At 59.9% G+C, this 16,325-nt stretch carries 10 protein-coding genes; 7 read left to right on the top strand and 3 right to left on the bottom strand.

What is annotated here, in order from left to right; genetic code table 11:
* Positions 1 to 94 precede the first annotated feature (94 nt).
* Positions 95 to 283, bottom strand: a complete 189-nt coding sequence (locus AUL38_RS00820) for a helix-turn-helix domain-containing protein (RefSeq protein ID WP_059058326.1) — start codon at positions 281 to 283, stop codon at positions 95 to 97.
* 143 nt (positions 284 to 426) lie between these two features.
* A complete protein-coding gene (locus AUL38_RS00815) occupies positions 427 to 1,068 on the bottom strand; it encodes a hypothetical protein (RefSeq protein ID WP_059058324.1) in 642 nt (213 codons plus the stop codon).
* A gap of 391 nt (positions 1,069 to 1,459) precedes the next feature.
* Here AUL38_RS00815 and AUL38_RS00810 point away from each other — a divergent pair, with 391 nt between their 5' ends.
* The 3 genes from AUL38_RS00810 to AUL38_RS00800 are packed head-to-tail and all read left to right on the top strand — an operon-like array spanning position 1,460 to position 4,307.
* On the top strand, positions 1,460 to 2,518 hold the full coding sequence (locus tag AUL38_RS00810; RefSeq protein WP_235590541.1) for a tyrosine-type recombinase/integrase: 1,059 nt from the start codon (positions 1,460 to 1,462) through the stop codon (positions 2,516 to 2,518).
* Between the two features lie 17 nt (positions 2,519 to 2,535).
* A complete protein-coding gene (locus AUL38_RS00805; RefSeq protein WP_235590540.1) occupies positions 2,536 to 2,853 on the top strand; it encodes a helix-turn-helix transcriptional regulator in 318 nt (105 codons plus the stop codon).
* Entirely contained in the window at positions 2,850 to 4,307 is a 1,458-nt protein-coding gene (locus AUL38_RS00800; protein WP_153006407.1) for a hypothetical protein, read from the top strand. Before AUL38_RS00805 ends, AUL38_RS00800 begins: the two co-directional genes overlap by 4 nt.
* Before the next feature lie 92 nt (positions 4,308 to 4,399).
* On the opposite strand, the gene AUL38_RS00795 is transcribed toward AUL38_RS00800, so the two are convergent.
* Positions 4,400 to 5,182 (bottom strand): hypothetical protein, encoded by a 783-nt coding sequence (locus AUL38_RS00795; protein ID WP_059058317.1) that lies wholly within the window; start codon positions 5,180 to 5,182, stop codon positions 4,400 to 4,402.
* 248 nt (positions 5,183 to 5,430) lie between these two features.
* Here AUL38_RS00795 and AUL38_RS00790 point away from each other — a divergent pair, with 248 nt between their 5' ends.
* The 4 genes from AUL38_RS00790 (at position 5,431) to AUL38_RS00770 (ending at position 16,051) form a co-directional block, all read left to right on the top strand.
* A complete protein-coding gene (locus tag AUL38_RS00790) occupies positions 5,431 to 6,369 on the top strand; it encodes a hypothetical protein (RefSeq protein WP_059058315.1) in 939 nt (312 codons plus the stop codon).
* Between the two features lie 904 nt (positions 6,370 to 7,273).
* Entirely contained in the window at positions 7,274 to 10,831 is a 3,558-nt protein-coding gene (gene mobF / locus AUL38_RS00780) for a MobF family relaxase (RefSeq protein ID WP_059058310.1), read from the top strand.
* 136 nt (positions 10,832 to 10,967) lie between these two features.
* A complete protein-coding gene (locus AUL38_RS00775; RefSeq protein WP_369795264.1) occupies positions 10,968 to 14,879 on the top strand; it encodes a hypothetical protein in 3,912 nt (1,303 codons plus the stop codon).
* A 395-nt stretch (positions 14,880 to 15,274) separates the two neighbouring features.
* Positions 15,275 to 16,051, top strand: a complete 777-nt coding sequence (locus AUL38_RS00770; protein WP_059058307.1) for an isocitrate lyase/phosphoenolpyruvate mutase family protein — start codon at positions 15,275 to 15,277, stop codon at positions 16,049 to 16,051.
* Positions 16,052 to 16,325 lie beyond the last annotated feature (274 nt).

Below are 16,325 nucleotides of genomic sequence, written 5' to 3'. Positions count from 1 at the left end.
CGAATACGAGACCATCATGAACGAACAGGTCGCACTCGCGGCCTGACCAAACTGTCACCTAAACGTGCATCAGACCCGTGAGTCGTGACATCCGTTATTCGTTCTCCTGTGTTGAGGCGCCGCCTTGGCGTACCCACTCGTCTACTTCGCTTGTTTGAAACTTCCAGAGCCGACTGACCTTGTGAGCGGGCATCTGCTGGGTGCTGATCCAGGCGTACACGGTGTCCTTGGAAACGCCAAGATGCACGGCGATTTCGTCGGCACCCAACCAAGGCTCGGCCATGATCCACCCTCAATAGTTCGTACGGTCAAATAGCTCTATGCCGGACTTTACCGGATCAAGGCTGATTAGAGCAGGATTGGGCGGGCTTCGAGTTTATTGGACAAGCCCAACGCAAAGGGGCATTCTGGGTCTTGCTGGCTTTTCTAGGTGATGAGCTGGCTCACGAGCTGTGAGGCTGCAGCACCTGCGCCAGCATTCACTGCAGAGGTTAGGACGCCACGAAGGGTCGGCAAGAGTCGCTTGATCGTTTTGGCGTCTGGGGCAGGTTTGGTGCTTTCCTCAATGACTGCGATGGCTGTTTCGTGAGCTACCTCGATTTCATCAGCATCGATACCTGCCGTCTGTTCAATGCAAGCGAGCGCGCGTCCGACGACATCGACTAGCGCGGCATACTCAGTTTGTATTGGTACCTGCTGGGTGATCGTGCTGCCTTCAAACGCGATGTTCACGTTATTGCCGTTGACTACTATCGTGTGGCCCGGATTCGTACTGGGCGTTGGAGCTTGGGCGCCGTTGGCCCATTTGACTGAAATGTGTCGCAGATTCATGTTGCCAGCATCAAATACCTGGACTTCACTGGCGCGTACTCGCTTTTGCCCGCCGCGAGGATCGTCCCATTCAAGAAGATCACCTTCATAGATGGGGGTGTCCACATTGAAATCGACCGAGTCAGCCTGCACGAGCGCATCGAACTCGGCAATGCTGCGGCTGGGCGATTCTGGCCGAGGAGTAACCAACACCCGCTTTGTGCCGAATGTCCCGCCGAACATTTGGATGAATGACATAGATTCTTCTGCTCCTATGCGTGGAAGTGCCAACGGTTCTCCTGTTATGCATGGCTCGGGTATCCAAAGTGGATGCCGCTACGAGAATCGTAGGTTGCACCCCTGACATTGCTGACTCGCGGCATGTTCAGGATGGTCAACCTGGCGCCAGTCACCGATCTACCACGCGTCTTGCAGATCGAGGTCAATTGCGGCGAATCAACTTAAAGTTGACGACCCAAGCATGCGCAGGGGTGCGAATGGCCTCGTGCGCGATCTTGGGCTTGAATCAGGTAGTGAGATCGCCATCATATGGTAACTTAAGCTTGTCATTGACAAATTAGAGTTTACCGATCGGGGTGGTGTGATGGTGGAGATTCCGGGGTCTGTGCGGCTGGTGCTAGCTTCGGGTGTGATCCATCTGAACGAGCAGGCGGCGGTGTTCGATGCGATGCTCGTTGGGTGGGAGCGACAGCAGAAGTCCAGGCTGCTCGCTGATGCGACGATCGAGCCCCGGATGGCGTTACTGCGCCGGTTCACCGAGTTCGCGGGCTCGTTTCCGTGGCAGTGGGGGCCGGGCGATGTGGAAGACTTCACGCTGTCATTGATGAGCGGCAGCTCACGTCTGGCACCGTCGACAATCCGCGGCTATCACCTGACGTTGCGGATGTTCTGCGACTACCTGCTCGACGGCCGTTACGGGTGGGTGGCCGAGTGTGAGCAGCGCTTCGATGAGATCCCGTCACAGGTCTGCCACGACTTCAACACGGTCGCGCACCTGAATGACTATGAGGGCCGACCGGGCCGTCGACCGTTCAGCTATGACGAGTTGCAGCACCTGTTCGACTTCCTCGACACGCGAGTGGAGCAGACCGCGCACTCGGGTCGTAAGGGCGCATGGGCTGCGTTGCGCGACGCGCAGATGGTGAAGACCTGTTACGCCTACGGGTTGCGCCGCCGAGAGCTTTGCAACCTCGACATCCCGGACTTGCGCCCGAACCCGCACATGCGCCAGTGGGGTGCGTATGGCGCGGTCCATGTCCGCTACGGGAAGGCAGTTCGGGGCGGTACGCCCCGAAGGCGGACCGTGCTGACGGTTCCTGAGTTTGACTGGGTGGTCGACGGGATGCGGCAATGGGTCGAGCAGGCCAGACCGTTACTTGCACGAGTCGGAGATAATGTGCTCTGGTTGACTGAGCGCCGCCAACGCATCTCGGTCGATACGATGGACCGCCGATTCTTGTGGTTGCGCGAGCAGGCCGGGCTCGATGCCGACCTGTCGTTGCATTGCCTGCGGCACTCGTATGTGACGCATCTGATCGAGTTCGGTTACCCAGAACGGTTCGTGACCGAGCAGGTCGGCCACTCCTACGCCTCGACCACGGCGATCTACACCTCGGTGTCCAACGACTTCAAGACCAAAACACTCAAAGCCGCGCTCGCACGCGTCTACGAACCCCGGGAGGAATGATGACAAAGAAACTGACGATGCTCTGGCACTTGCGCCAGCTCATGGCTGCGAAGGGCATGTTCCAGACCACTGATTTGGTCGAACCGCTGCGCGAGCGTGGGATTGAGATCTCCCGGCAAATGATCCACCGGACCGTCACGAAACCACCACAGCGGATCAACACAGACCTGCTTGCCGCGCTCTGCGACATCCTCGACTGCACCCCGTCAGATCTCCTCGAACTCCACGTCGAGGAACACCGGCAAGCATCAGTAGTGAACGACCACGGGGCAGGTATCGGGGACATCCGTCCGATTCGCGCCCGTGTGCGCCGCCCCGACGGCATTGGCGAGTGAACCAGAACCGCTACCAGGAGTGTTCGCGCTGCGGAGCACCAGGCACGACGGTCATGCTGCCGACCGGACCGATCTGCTACCGCTGCCGCCGTCACTTCGCCTACCATCCGCACATCTGCCCGGAATGCTTCGAGTTGCGGCCGGTCGCCTACCCATCGGTGAGTAGTCCCAACGTGCTCGTTTGCGCCACTTGCGCAGGTGAGACATCGGTATTCGCTTGCGCTGAATGCGGGCGCGAAGATCACCCCTACGGGGCCGAGCGCTGCGCCCGCTGCATCCTCGCCGAGCGCCTCACCGCACTACTCACCGACCCGACAACCGGGAGGCTCCACCCCGAACTGCAGTCTCTCTACGATGAATTGCTCACCACGCCCAGGCCGCAGAGCGTGATCACCTGGTTGAAGAAGCCGCCAGCCACCGGGGCACGGCTACTCGCGCTCATGGCCAAGGGCGAACTACCGATCAACCATGACACGTTCCGGCGGCTGCCCGCCGACCGTTCCCACAACTACCTCCGCGAACTGCTCACCAGCACCGGCGTTTTGCCCCCGTATTACCCGCCCATCGAGCAGATCGAGCGCTGGCTCATAGACCTCCTTGACCCCCTCGACCCAGACAGTACTGCGATGATCTCCCGTTATGCGCATTGGCATCACCTTCGCAGGCTACGTAGCCTCGCTGAACGCGGCAAACTGAACAAATCAGTGATCTATGCCGCCAGAGCGAACATCAACGGCGCAGTCCGTCTCGCTCTCTGGGCAAGCATGCACGAAACCACTCTCGATATGCTCACCCAAACCCAGCTTGAGCACTACCTCGCTGAATATCCCGGCGGGCGCAACAGCCAGCAGACTTTCATCGCGTGGTTGCGACGCACCCGCACCAACACTCGCATCAACATCCCTTGGCGTGGGCAGACGACCCCGGAAGTTGTCGTCTCTGATGCCGACCGCTGGAACCAAATCAGCCAACTGCTCCATGATGCAGCGACCCCGCTCTACGTGCGTATCGGCGGGCTCTTTACGCTCCTGTTTGCCCAACCTCTCGAAACGATAATTGCGATGCGCGCCGATCAGATCACCCTCGAACACAACGGCCGCGTTCTCGTCACATTCGACACCATCCCAATCGAGATGCCTCCAGGACTCGACTCGCTGCTGCGCTGCTACCTTGCCAAGCGCGGCACCCCCTCGATCGTGAGCCGTGAACACGGCTGGCTGTTCCCAGGCAGACACCCTGGACGCCACCTCGTCAGAGAAACCTTTCGCGGCCACCTCGTCGCGGTCGGGATCAAGCCAGGTTACTCCCGCCACGCCGCCATGTATTCCCTCGCCGGCGAGGTTCCCGCCCCAGTTCTCGCCGAACTCATCGGCGTCGCCAACAAAACTGCCGTCAAATGGGCTGCTCTCGCGGGCCGCGACTGGTCCGAATACGTGACCCAGCGAGACACCTGAGCCAGCCCGTATTCGCGGGACTCGAATACGGCCCCTGCGCCAGTAAAAGGCTACTCAGAGAGATCCTCCGCCGGGTTTCTGTAGAAGCGGAGTTAGCAGAATCTGTGGACGAGAAAGCGCACCAAGGAGACAACAGCATGGAAGCGGAACAGTGCTTCCTCGTCGTTGCTAAGCCCCGGGTGGGAGCCGTTCTTGTGGCTCATCCTCCATAGACCAATCACATACTCGTACTCGCCTTTCCCGAACAGGTCCGCTTGGTTCATCGCTTCGATGGCCTGCCCACCGGAGCTTCCCCGCCAAGACGTGCGGCTTTCTGCAATGAAGATCAGCACGCTCTCTAAGGTGGGGCGCAACTGGGAGTTCGAGGCTTCGAGATCATTTTTTGAAAACGAGCGAAACGCTTGTGCAAGATGCGTCGCTGCGATGGCGAGGCCACGTTCCTCCAGGAGCAGCTGCAGAGAACCTGCTTGTGGTGGGAGCGGAATCTCATCACCTCCCAGCGGCTCTACAGTCCAACGGATGGTTTCCGGCACCGGCGGCCACACTGTTGCATCTCCCTGTGTGATCTGCGCTTGCGCGAGTTGTCCGTCATTACGGAGGCTGGCGGTCAAGTCCTGCACCCATTGCTCCTTGGGATTGGCAGGTCGTGAGGTGTTCAAGAGATTGCGTGCGACATCCAGCAACCCGGTGTCATTTTCATCATCGTGCGCTTGTTTCAACGCAGCTCCGGCACGTTTGGCTCTGCTGAGCCCGCTTTCATGACCAGGATCACCCTTGCCGACGCCTGAACGCATGAGCAAGCTTGTCAATTCACTGTGACCCCATTCTGCGGCCTGGTCGATCATGATTCCGACGGTTCGCTCGCTCAAGGTCATATCCTGAGGTTACCGTCATCTGAATTTCGTGATCCTGGTCACCGATACGACAGCGCCGCACGGCGTCTCCTGGGGCCTCTCTAAGTTCCCCGCTAAGCAAAGCACTCGCCCATATGGCTCACCTCGGCACGATGGTCGGCCATACTCCTCGTGGTTCCGGCGCATCTCCAGCACACCAACCTGGTCGACCTCTGTCGTGGGGACTACTTCCTATGGCGCAAACGTGCACTGCTAGTAGCCTTCAAGACATGGCAAACAGGCAGACCGCAACACCGGAGTTCCAGACTCGTCTTGAGGAACTCGCGACTCTGTCGCTAGCCTGTCGTGCTGCGTTTCATGAGATTGCGGACCGCTTCCACTGGACTCCGGCCCCAGGATCTCCTGCAGAGGAGGACGCTCTCCGGCTCCCATCACCCGATCCCCTGCTTCCTGAACCTCGGGTTGAGACCGGTCATCGATTGATTGCAGATGTTGTTCAGACCTTCCTCCTTACTTCAAGCGGGCATCTCGGGGGCCTGGCGAGTCTCTATACAAGCGGGGAGGTGCTGTTCTCTCCAGCTCTGCTCATTCGATCAATCATCGAAAACTGCGCTCACGCCATATGGGTCCTCGGGGGACAAGGCGAACCCGCGGAAGATCGGCTTGCGCGCTGCTACCTCGAAGAACTCAAGAGTGCAGAGGAGGCGAAGAAGAACGCTGGCTATATGTACGGCAAGTTGCACGCGAGCCATGTGCATTCAGCGGACCGATACCGGCAGCTCAAGAAGCAGATCCTCGCAAGATTTCCCGACACGACCAAGCAGATACTCGGCGAATACGAGCTGCACCGTCAGAAGTTGCCGAAGCTCGAGGATGCAGTCAAGGAGATGTACGCCCTAACTGAAGCTGCCGGCGGCACGATCACACAGGAGCAGGCATCGGGGATCTACGGCTTCCTCTCTAACAGGACTCATCCGACCCTCTATCCAGCACGGCAGCTTCGCGAGTGGGAGGGTGATGAGACGAGCGGCCACGCGGTAGCCCACCTGCACGTCGGCATGGGACCTATCGAGGATGAAGCACGAGCTGCTCTCGCTGCCTTCTATAATGCGCTCAGCTATGTGACGTCTTACTATGCCTGGCCGACGACCTTATTGGAGGCTCTGGAAATGAAGATTCAGGCTACGATTCCGGGGTTCTTTCGATAGCCTCGCGGCTCCGCTACCCTCCATACATAGCGGCCACTGATCAGTATGGTGGCTGCATAGCTCGACCATCAGTCATGCAAGGCCGCAGAGGTGCTCGGGTCATGCACCATTCTGGCCAAGGGAGTTCTGGTCTCTCGTCAGGCGCAAATAAGTAGTGGACTCCCAACCATCCGAAATTGATCTGGTGGGTGATGAAATAGGGCTGCTCGTAATATGGGGCGTCTGAGTCTGAGGGGTATGAGAAGCCCATCTCGAGTAGGTTCACTACTATTCGAAACTGCACACGGACGATACCATTCACCGTCCGCCAATCTGTGCCGCCCGATACGAAATCGGCTACCGCGTCCGGTACCGGTATGCCATCGTCGTAGAGGCGAGAGAACTCCAGTTTGAGCAACGCACGGTAAATATCGAGGGGATCATGCCCAGTCGCAAGCGACAGGTCGACCGCTCTGCTGCGAATCACCTCTCGTTCGTGGCTGGCTACCGTCTGTAGGAAGGCATCGAGCGCTCGATCCTGATTGCGGGAAATCGAGTTGTTGCAGTTCGCGCAGAGCACCGGCAGCATGAGGTTCTGGGAGCGAACGCCCTGCGTATGGAAGCGATCTCCGTCCCAGTTGCCGTGCTGTAGCTGATTCCACGGTTCAGGGATGCGCCGAAGGTAGGAGGCAGGCCACTTGTGCTCTCCGGTAGTTGCCTCAGCGGTCTGACACATCCAGCAAATAGTCACTTGTCAAGGCTAACCATGCATCCCACATTCACGATCGCAAGCTCGAACTTCTCGTGTGCTATTCGCCCCGCGCGAATACGGACCCTGCACCAGCAGTGACCATTCGCATGTGACTTTTGAAGTTATCGATCCTGCTTGTCCACCTCCTCCTTGACGGAGGGAAGGTGAGTGGCGATGACGGTGTCGATGCGGGTGATGTCAGCTGGTGACGGCTACAAGTACCTGCTTCGCACGGTGGCCGCCGGTGATGGCGAGCGAGATCTCTCGACACCGCTGACGCGGTACTACAACGCCGACGGTACTCCGCCGGGGCGATGGATGGGCAGCGGCTTCCCCGCGCTCGGAAGCGGTCAGCTTCACGAAGGCGATGAAGTCACCGAAGCACAGCTTCAGCTGCTGATTGGCATGGGTCGTGATCCGCTCACTGGTGATCCGCTTGGGCGCGCCTACCCGGCATACAAATCGGTGGCTGAACGCGTTGAAGAGCGCGCAAGCGCGATTGATCCTGAGCTGGGTCCGACCGCTCGGGGCCGAGCTGTCGCGGCGATCGAAGCCGAAGAATCTGAGCGCGGCACGCGGCGAGCAGTAGCCGGATACGACTTCACCTTCTCCATCCCGAAGTCTGCCTCCGTGCTGTGGGCCGTCGCTGACGCGGGAACGCAATCGCTCATCGTCAACGCACACCATGCCGCGGTTGCAGAGGTGGTTGCGTTCATGGAGCGCGAGGTTGCAGCCACTCGCGCCGGTGCAACCCCCGGGGACGGTGCCGTTGCGCAGGTCGAGGTGCGTGGGTTGATCGCAACAGCGTACGACCATTACGACTCACGCGCGGGCGACCCACATCTGCACACGCATGTCGTGATCAGCAACAAGGTGCAGACCGTGCTCGACAGTAAATGGCGGAGCTTGGACGGGCGTCCCCTGCACGCTGCGACGGTGGCGCTCTCGGAGTTTCATGAAACGGTGTTCGCTGATCACCTCACGCGGCTCTTCGGGGTTGAGTGGGAAACGCGTGATCGCGGACGGGACCGCAATGCGGCTTGGGCTATCGCGAAGGTCCCTGAGCAACTCGTGTCAGAGTTCTCGTCGCGTTCACGGCACATCAATGAGGAGAAGGATCGTCTCATCGCTGCGTACGTGGAGAAGCACGGCAGGCGACCCTCCAGCACGACGATCATCAAACTGCGCGCCCAAGCGACGCTCGCCACAAGACCGGAGAAGGAGATCCATTCCCTTGCTGAACTCACCGATCAGTGGAGGCAGCGGGTGGGCAAGGTCCTTGGTGTCTATGCAACCAGTTGGGCACGCGATGTCACGGCGAATGAGGCTCCGTTGCTTCTACGCGCCGATGATCTGCCCCTTGACGTAGTCCGTGGGCTGGGGGAGAGCGTCGTCGCCACAGTTGGGGAGAAGCGTTCGACCTGGCGCCGGTGGAATCTCACTGCCGAAGCTGCGCGCCAAACGATGAGGTACCGGTTTGCCAGCACGCGTGATCGTGAAGCGATCATCGGCATGGTGGTCGACGCTGCCGAAGCCGTGTCGATTCAGCTCACGCCACCTGAATTCGCATCCAGCCCCGCCGCTTTTCGCCGGAGCGACGAGTCGTCGGTGTTCCGACCAAAGAACTCCACGGTGTTCTCGTCAGGTCAGCTGCTCGACGCCGAGGAGCGACTGCTCCAACTCGCGCACACAACGACAGCACCGACGGTCTCGCTGGCGACGGTCGAACGCGTCACGCGGGAGCCTGACCGTGACGGGTTGGTATTGGGGGAGGACCAAGCGTCTGCGCTGACGGAAATCGCTGTGTCCGGTCGTGTCGTTGATCTGCTCGTCGGCCCAGCTGGCGCCGGGAAGACGACCGCCATGAACGCACTACGCCGGGCATGGGAAAAGGAACACGGCCAAGGATCCGTTGTCGGGCTGGCACCGTCTTCGAGTGCGGCACAAGTGCTTGCCGAGGATCTCGGGATCGACACCGAGAACACGGCGAAGTGGTGGCAGAATCACCTGCAAGAAGGTGAGAGCTTCCAGCCGGGCCAGCTCGTCATCGTCGATGAAGCCTCACTCGCTGGAACGCTCTCCCTGGACCGAATCACCCAGCTTGCCGATGAGGCCGGGGCGAAAGTACTACTCGTCGGCGACTACGCACAACTCCAGGCGGTCGACGCGGGCGGCGCCTTTGGGATGCTCACGCACGATCGTGACGACGTGCCTGAACTTGTCGACGTTCACCGGTTCGCGCACGACTGGGAAAAGCGTGCGTCACTCGACCTCCGGCATGGACACGCCGAAGTCATCGACATCTACGACGAGCACCAACGCGTTGTTGATGGTGAAACCGAGGGAATGGTCGATGCGGCTTACGCCGCCTGGCGCAGCGATCTCGTTGCAGGGCGTGCAACGGTTCTCGTCTCAGACTCCAATGAATCTGTGACTGCACTCAACAACCGAGCGCGCACCGATCTGATCATCGACGGTACCGTTCGCGGGTCGCGTGAATCCGAGCTGCATGACGGGACGCATGTGGCTTCCGGTGACATCGTCATCACGCGCCGCAACAACCGTCGTCTGCTGGCTGGACGCGGCTGGGTGCGCAATGGGGATCGCTGGAACGTCGTCGATGTTCGCCGCGACGGATCGATGCTTGTTCGACGGGCTGGAAGCTCCTGGGGGACAAATGTTCTTCTGCCAGCCGACTATGTCGCGGAGCATGTCGAACTCGGTTATGCTGTGACATCCTTCCGAGCGCAAGGCCTCACCACCGACACTGCCCATGTGCTCGTCGACTCGACCATGACCAGGGAGACCCTCTACGTGGCGATGACACGGGGTCGAGACGCCAACGTCGCTTATGTCGCCGTCGACAAGCCCGACGCTTCCCACGATGGTCCACATCCTGGTGAGAACGACGACGTCACCGGCCGCAGCGTTCTCGTTGGTGTTCTCCAACACGTCGGCGCAGAACTCTCCGCGCATGAAACGATTGCCGTCGAGCAAGAGTCTTGGGGGACGATTGCGCAGCTTGCCGCCGAATACGAGACGATTGCCGCGGCCGCGCAGGGCGATCGGTGGGCTGCTCTGGTGCAGACATCTGGTCTCAGCGCAGAGCAGGCCGAGGAGGTGGTTGCGTCGGATGCATTCGGCCCGCTGACTGCCGAGTTGCGCCGAGCTGAAGCCAATCACCATGATCTCGCGGTTCTGCTCCCGCGTCTGGTGCGAGCACGCGACTTCGACGACGCGGACGACATCGCTGCGGTGATGCGGCATCGGCTCAACGCCGCTACAGCTCGTCCTGCCGGAGCGGGGCGCGCTCGTAGGGTACCTAGGCTCATCGTCGGGCTCGTACCCGAAACGATGGGTGAGATTGCTGATGACATGCGTCAGGCACTCGATGAACGTCGGGACCTCATCACACAGCGAGCCGACGCAGTGCTCGACAAAGCCATCGCCGACGGTGAGCAATGGATCGCATCGCTGAGTGAGGCTCCCACTGCCGAATCGAGGCGCGAGCGTTGGCTATCGGCAGCGCGGACAATCGCTGCGTACCGCGACCGATACTCCGTCACGACGCCGAGCCCGCTTGGTCTCCGGCCCGAGTCTGCGGCTCAGCGAATCGATCATGCAAGGGCTGAAGCCGCGCTCAAGGAGATCCGCGGTCTGGATAGCGCTGGCAGGAGGCTACAGCCCCCTCGTGAACCGTCTCAACGGGGCGTGAGGATACGATCAATCTGACCACGATGATGTCAGGTAAAGGTGAACTATTATGCTCAGCTTGACTTGAGTCGCTGAACGAATGAAACCCTCATGAATCCTGCGCGCCGTCGCTACGTACGTATTAGGCGGAGTCGGTTTTCTTAATGATTCGCACATGCATGGCATTATCGGAGCAGAACTATACAGTTGCGAAAGGAACTCATTGGAGAGCGAATCTGGTGAATCGGTAGGGAATGAAGTAAGTTCTTCCGTCTCGAATGATGTGTCTCCGGACCGATTGCCGTGGCGCCGACTCGACGACCTTGCCCCGCACTATGCGCCCTCCTTGCATGGGAGCTACCTTCGCGCTCTCCTAGAAGGCATCGAGTCGGACGAAGTTTCCAACATTGCCTTGTCGGGACCGTATGGTGCGGGAAAGAGCAGCATTCTAGAAGGCCTCGGGCAACGATACCCAGCACAGACCATTCAGGTTTCGCTAGCGACTGTTCGTCCTGCGGGGGACGACGGCGTCATCGGCAAGCGGGCTCCAGGGGCATCTGCAAACGACTTGCAGAAGGAGATCGTCAAGCAGATCCTCTATGTCATGGACCCGGCCAGGACTCCGGCCTCGAGATTCCCCAGGACGAGCAAGTTTCATTGGCCTCGAAGTCTCAGTTGGGCGTTCCTAGCTGGACTAACTGGCGTTGCCGTTCAGTGGCTCATTACGCTTATCTTGGCCTTCGCGCAGCAAGACACGAACCTGGCCTGGCGCCCCGAACTCTATGTGCCGACCTTGGTAGGTGTGGTCCTTGTTACGTTCCTATTGCTGCGGATCACAAATGGTCGACTTGCTATCAGTGACTTCACCGCGGGACCGGCAAAGCTGACTCTCACTGACGCTAGCGGTAGTTACTTCGATGACTACCTCGACGAGATTGTCTATTTCTTCCAAGTCTCCAAGAAGCGCATCCTCGTGCTTGAAGACATGGACCGATTCGACAACGTCGAAGTGTTCGAAGACCTTCGGGCACTCAACGTGTTGCTCAATCATTCCGCACAGTTACAGCCTCAACGGATTCATGGCAACTTCGGAGTTTGGAACCGGCTCAAGAGTCGTAGCCCTTGGGCAAAGACTGAGGAGTTGGATCTTGATACCCTAGAAAGTCTCAAGGAGATCCCTCCGGGCTTTCATGTTGGGCCCATCGTTTTCGTGTATGCGATTCGAGACTCACTCCTCGCGGAAACCGTCACGACCACTAACGATGTTCGCCACGATGCATTCACGCGGACGAAGTTCTTTGACCTCATCGTGCCCGTCGTCCCGTTCGTCACTGAGCAGAACGCTCGGGGTGCCCTCAAGAAGGAGCTCGACCTCCTTGTGGGGGAAGGCCCCGCAACGCCGCAGGATGTGCACGCACGTCCCTCGAACGATCTCGTTCGATCAATCGCTCAGTACTTCCCGGATCAGCGGCAGATTCGAAACATTCGTAATGAGTTCTCGATGTATAGAGATCGGTTGCTTCGGCCTGGTCAACACCCCGTCGAGCTCAACCCCGACAGGCTTCTCGCGCTCATCCTTTATAAAAATCTCGAGGTAGCTGACTTCGAGCGGATTCGTGTCGGAAAGAGCAAGCTGCATGATCTGTTGCGATTCTCTCAAGCTCTTGTCCACGAGAACCTGGACCGCATCAACATCCGTCTGGGGCACCCGTCAGAGGAGTCCCAGCAGGCCCGCGCAAGGGACCTTGCTGAGCACATTGTCAAACGAGGTGACTCTCTCGGTATTCAGTTCCAACGGGTTCGACGAAACCACCCGTACGCGGACGACTATCTCACTCTCCGCCACGATGAGCTAGCCAGTATTGAGCTCTGGCGGCAGGTCGTGGCCGGGCAGAATCTAGCCTTCAACAACGGGAAGCAGCTCAGCCGGGACGCAATTGAAAGAGGCTTCGACGTCTCGTTGAGCTTCGCTGAGGCCACGGCGCTCCCACTACCGGCGGAGGAACGGGCCCGGCTGGAACGCGAACGCCGCGACCTAGAGAGTGCGACATGGGAGGGGCTATGGAGCGCGCCGAACTTCGTACTGGATCCGCAATCGCCCGTCTGGAGTGACGGCAAATCGCGACCAGCCGGGGCGCTGTCTTTCGCACAGATTGTCGGTGAGACAATCGGGGAAGGCCTCGCGTCTGATCTCATCGCTGCAGGGCACCTGACCCAAAACTTCGCACTCCTAAGCGCCCAGTTCGATTCCCAATTCCTTGGCATCGAAGCGCAGAACTTCATCACATCGATCACCGAGCATCCGGGGCGTCGACCTCTCGCTCCGGTCTCACCTGACGCGATACGAGAGGTTATCGAGGAACGTTCCCCGGCGATACTTGAGCGTTCCGGCATGGTCAACATCCACGTACTCGCTTACCTACTCGACGAGTTGCCAAATGAAGCACACCGAATCGTCGCGCAGCTTAGAAGCTGGACCGGTGAAGATCAGAACCTCACCAGGGCCTTCCTTAGTCGGTATGGGAGCAAAGCGCCGCTCTCCTCGCTAGCGAACGCCATGTCATTGCTCACCGGACTGGTGCCTGCCGCAGTCGGCCTTGTCGCAAATGACTCGGCCGTCCCAGAGGCCCGGCGTACCGTACTCTTCGACGCAGCTATTAGGGGCTTGTCGCCGGATTCGGCACCCACTTCGGTGTCTGAGAATGAAGCTGTACGTCGCTATGCGCAGCAAGCCCACTCGGCATTGGAATCGCTGACACTGGATGGCTCTCTAGCGCGTGTGGTATCCCGCCACTTGATTCACTTCGGCGTCATAGTTGAGAACCTGCAGCCGCTCTCACCTGATGCTCGTGGCGTATTCGTTGCCGCCGGGAAGTTCGAGATGACATTGTCAAACCTCAACGCCATCTTGGGTAACGAGGAACCTCGCTGGGTGTCACTGGAGCGACTCCAAGACGATGAGGACGCACTTGGAGCCACGCTCCCACGCATCGACGAGTACCTTACACTTCTCGAAAGGCAGGATCCGTCCGAGGATGTCGTGACCTCAGAAACTTCTGAGGGATTGACGAGGATTCTCGAGAATCTTGCCAAATTGGATGAAGGGGATGAATCCGCTGGCAGCACCCTTAGGGCTGTCGCCCATCACTCAAGTCCATCCCTGCGAGTCATGGATATCGAGCCAAACGCTGGATCTGTGCAGGAGGCGCTGCTGCTCGAGAACCGAGTTGAGATCACCACGGGAAACCTTATGGCACGGTTCGCGGATCAGGGAAGGATAACCGAGGGTATCGCGACTGCATTGCACGAAAACTCGTGCCCCGAGCGAAACGTCGACGCTGACCTTGCCCCATTCCTGGCAGCAGTTCTTATTGCAACCCGGCACTTCCCGGCTCTCCTCTCAGCCGACATCCTCAGAGAGCTCCTGGAGCATCTCGGCGGTGACTACGTTCTTTCTGAATCTTCCTTGCTGGCGGCGGAGCCAGCGGTGGCGGTGCAGCTCATTAATGACGGATGGGGGGAGGCGGGTGGGTTCCGTGCCGTGGCCGACTCAAATTTGGATTGGTCTGTCAGAGAAGCCTTGCTCGCCATGGAGCCTGCGCCTGACGCGAGTCACGTCGGAAACCTCGTCGAACCTGAAGACGTCGTTGCTTTCTTGGAGAGCGAAGCCATTGAAACAGAGGTCCGCACTTATGTGCACCTCCACCTCGACACGCTATTGATCGGCCCCCACGCGATGCGGAACGCAAATGCCATCGCTAGCTTCCTTCGGAACCTAGGTGTCGGCATCGGGGTAGCAGAGATTCACGCGCTTGCTCGGTTGGGCGCCGAGCGAGGTCGTCTTCTCGCGTTGCTGACTCTGCCCGGCGCACGCGACGAGTTCGTGGCTGATCCAGTCACCACGCTCGACATCCTCGGCGGAGACTACGCAGCCATCGTCAACCGCGAGGGAACGAAGTCTCCCAAGTTCAAGCCAACTCAGGAGAATCGGGACTTCCTGGCATTCCTCCAAAGCCGCGGTCTGGTCCGAATCGGCAGGCCGAAGCCGGACGGAACGCTCCAGATCGGACGCACCCTTCGGCGTTAGCCAGTAGTCTCAGATTCTTTTGAGGGCGGTCGTAGTTGTTGATCCAAAAAGTCGACTTCGCGCGCTCCAATCCGTTGAGGTATAAGCGTTCCACGACTACCCTTAGAAGTATGCCAGCGACCGCATTCGCGAGGTGGACACGAAGCCCATTTCACAGTGGCACGCTGGGGGCACGACAACTCCACGACTGCCGATAATCCGCGGAATCACGCGGGTGGCGACGAGTATTGGGACTTCTAAGCTCTGGTTAGTACTGTCCTCGGCAGAACGTAGGCCCGGAACCGCTCTGCGCGGATCCGGGCCTACGTTTGTAACGGGCCTGGTCTCTTCGAACTTGCCTGTGTGTCCCCTCGGAACGCCTTCCGCCACCGACACCAGCTTGATACGTTGGCACTATGAGCACACAATCTGCAAAAGCCCAGACCCTCACCCAACTCCATGCCGCCCCTGAGGTCCTGCGCGTCGTGAACGTGTGGGATGCGATCTCGACAAAGGCTGTTGCAGAACTGCCCGAGACGCGTGCGATCGCGACCGCGGGGCACTCCATCGCAGCGACCTACGGCTACGCCGACGGCGACATCCCGCTCGAGCTCACGCTGGACATGATCGGTCGCATCGTCGAGGCCGCTGGTGACCTACCGGTGAGCGCCGACCTCGACGGGGGCTACGGCAACTCGGGCGAGACCGTGCGCCGCGCAATTGGTAAGGGCGTCGTGGGCGCGAACGTTGAGGATCGCTTGCGGCCGCTCGCCGAGTTCGTTGCCGACGTGGAGGCCATCGTGGCAGCTGGTGAGGCGGAAGGCGTTCCGTTCTCGCTGAACGCCCGCACCGACGCGCTCGTGCGCGGCGGCGGTCGCCCGCTTGAAGAGTCGATCGCCGACGCGATTGAGCGCGGCCGCGCGTATCTTGCGGCGGGCGCCGACGTGGTGTTCGTGCCGGGCGTGCTTGACGCCGACACCACGCGCCAGCTCGTTGCGGGCATCGGCGAGCGCAAGATCAGCGTGATCGGGCTTCCCGGTGCGCTCACTGCTCGCGAGTACGAGGAGCTTGGCGTCGCCCGCATCTCCTACGGGCCGACGACGCAGCGGGCAGCGCTCACCGCGTTCCAGGATCTCGCGATCGATCTCTACGCTGACGGAGTCATTCCTGCGACGGTGCGCGAACTGAACTGACCTCTGCTGCCCGCTTTCAGGCCGGGAGCCTACGCCCAGACGCCAATCCGGACAGCGCCATCCTCACCGACCCGTTTTTTCCTTTCTGCCGCGAATATCGGGCTTGCAAGGCTCGGAAAGGATAAAACAAGGCCCCGAGGGGGCAGCGGAATGGGGCGGACAGCCGCACGGGTGGAGCCGCCCGGGCCTGCAGGGGAGCGAGGCCGGGGGAGCTGCGCCGGGCGAGCGGGCGCCGGGCCAGGGCTGCGAGCCGAGACTGAAGCCCCAAGCCGAA

Source organism: Leucobacter sp. G161, from assembly GCF_001482305.1.
In the GTDB taxonomy this organism is placed as follows: Bacteria; Actinomycetota; Actinomycetes; order Actinomycetales; family Microbacteriaceae; genus Leucobacter.
Note: the sequence above shows the minus strand (reverse complement) of the source record. Positions and strands in the feature narration are given on the sequence as shown.